The sequence below is a fragment of the Burkholderia sp. Ac-20392 genome (genome assembly GCF_017104585.1).
Taxonomy (GTDB): domain Bacteria; phylum Pseudomonadota; class Gammaproteobacteria; order Burkholderiales; family Burkholderiaceae; genus Burkholderia; species Burkholderia lata.
In genome coordinates this window covers 1-2,071 of record NZ_JAAGPB010000911.1, presented here as the reverse complement: position 1 = coordinate 2,071, position 2,071 = coordinate 1, and the positions used below count along the sequence as shown (strand labels likewise).

Sequence of the window (2,071 nt, the reverse complement as noted above, 5' to 3'; positions counted from 1 at the left end):
TGTCCCTACGCGAAGCTCGTGCGAGCTAGGTGTCGGCCGCGCGCACCGGGCTCGATCTCTGCACGCGCATGTTCGACGTCGCCGGCGCCCGCGCGACGCACGGCGCGCTGCGGCTCGACCGGCACTGGCGCAACCTGCGCACCCACACGCTCCACGACCCGCTCGCGTACAAGATTCGCGAGATCGGCGAATGGGCGCTCAAGCGAACCTATCCGACGCCGGGCTTCTACTCGTGAACCACTCCCCTTCCGATGCGTGGCCCGACGCCGCGCCCGTCCTCACGCTGCCCGACCGGTCCGCGCTTGCGACATCCATCCGTGCCCGCGCGCAGGTATTCGTCGATCCGCGCTCGGTCGCGCTGCTCGAACGGATTCGCCTGGTCGCACCGAGCGACGCCAACGTGCTGATCGTCGGCGAGACCGGCACCGGCAAGGAACTGATCGCGCGCCACGTGCACGGCCTCAGCCGCCGCAATAGCGGGCCGTTCATCGCGGTGAACTGCGGCGCGTTCTCCGAAACGCTCGTCGAGAGCGAACTGTTCGGCCACGAGAAAGGCGCGTTCACCGGCGCGTTCAGCGCGAAGCCAGGCTGGTTCGAAGCCGCGAACGGCGGCACGCTGTTTCTCGACGAGATCGGCGACCTGCCGTTGTCGATGCAGGTCAAGCTGCTGCGCGTGCTGCAGGAGCGCGAGGTCGTGCGGCTCGGTTCGCGCACGGGCGTGCCGATCGACGTGCGCGTGGTCGCCGCGACCAACGTGGATCTGCAGCAGGCCGTCGCGAACGGGCAGTTTCGCGGCGACCTGTTCTATCGGCTCAACGTCGTGCAGCTCGCGGTGCCGACGCTGCGCGAGCGCCCGGGCGACATCCTGCCGCTCGCGCGCCACTTCTTCGACGACTACCGCAGCCGCCTCGGCTACGGGCCACGCAGCATCGACCCGCGCGCCGAGCGCCGGCTCGAGGCACACGGCTGGCCCGGCAATATCCGCGAACTCGAGAACGTGATCCATCACGCGCTGCTCGTGAGCCGCAACGATTCGCTGCAGGAGGCCGACCTGCACATCGCGTCGCCGGGCGTGCCGACGGTCGCCGTGAATTCGTCAGCGGCGGAACCCGACCCGGCCGCCGGCGCACAGGCCGCACTCGAACGCGCGCTGCGCGACCTGTTCGACGAAGATCACGGCAACCTGTTCGAACACATCGAGGACACCGTGATGCGCGTCGCGTTCGAATTCAGCCACCGCAACCAGATCCAGGCCGCACGGCTGCTCGGCATCAGCCGCAACGTGCTGCGCGCGCGGCTGATTCGCGCGAAGGAAATCGCGGCGATGAAGTAGCCACGTATGGGAGGCGCGCCGCCGCCCCGCTCCGGCGCGATTCGCGCCGTGATCCTTACTGCAACGTCCGAACCTGATGTATCGTGGCGCGAAGCGTGCGCCTCGTCTCGCCTCTGCAGGCGGTCATCCATTTCATGATCGCCTGCCCCCGCCGACGGCGCGCCCGCATGATCCTCCGCAACACGAATGGCCGTCCGGCGCCCGTGCAGGCCCGGCCGAGCCTCGTTCACCCGTCCGGAATCCGTCGCCATGAAAAAGCTTGTCAACCGCCCGTCCGATGTCGTGCGAGAAATGCTGGAAGGCATCGCACGGCAGTCGCCGCATGTCGCGATCCTCGGCGACGAGCACGTGCTCGTCCGCCAGCCGCTGCCCGAGCCCGCGCAACGCCCCGTCGCCATCCTGTCCGGCGGCGGCAGCGGCCACGAGCCCGCACACGGCGGCTATGTCGGCGAAGGGATGCTGAGCGCGGCCGTCTGCGGCGAAGTGTTCACGTCGCCGTCCACCGACGCCGTGCTCGCCGCGATCCGCGCCAGCGCCGGCCCGAACGGCGCCTTGCTGATCGTGAAGAACTACACGGGCGACCGGCTCAATTTCGGGCTCGCCGCCGAACTCGCGCGCGCCGAAGGCATTCCGGTCGAGACGGTCATCGTCGCCGACGACGTATCGCTGCGCGGCCGCGTCGAGCGCGGCCAGCGGCGCGGGATCGCCGGCACCGTGCTGATCCACAAGCTCGCCGGC

2 protein-coding genes and 1 pseudogene are annotated in these 2,071 nt (G+C 69.6%); all 3 read left to right on the top strand.

What is annotated here, in order from left to right; all coding sequences use genetic code 11:
* Window positions 1-29 precede the first annotated feature (29 nt).
* Window positions 30-236 (top strand): annotated as a pseudogene (locus tag G3N99_RS39645) (monooxygenase); the annotation flags it as partial.
* Window positions 233-1,333: a sigma-54 dependent transcriptional regulator gene (locus G3N99_RS39640; RefSeq protein ID WP_206125124.1), complete on the top strand. Its 1,101-nt coding sequence runs from the start codon at window positions 233-235 to the stop codon at window positions 1,331-1,333. The pseudogene G3N99_RS39645 and the gene G3N99_RS39640, both read left to right, overlap by 4 nt.
* Before the next feature lie 249 nt (window positions 1,334-1,582).
* A partial coding sequence (locus G3N99_RS39635) for a dihydroxyacetone kinase subunit DhaK (RefSeq protein WP_206125123.1) occupies window positions 1,583-2,071 on the top strand: 489 nt, incomplete at its 3' end.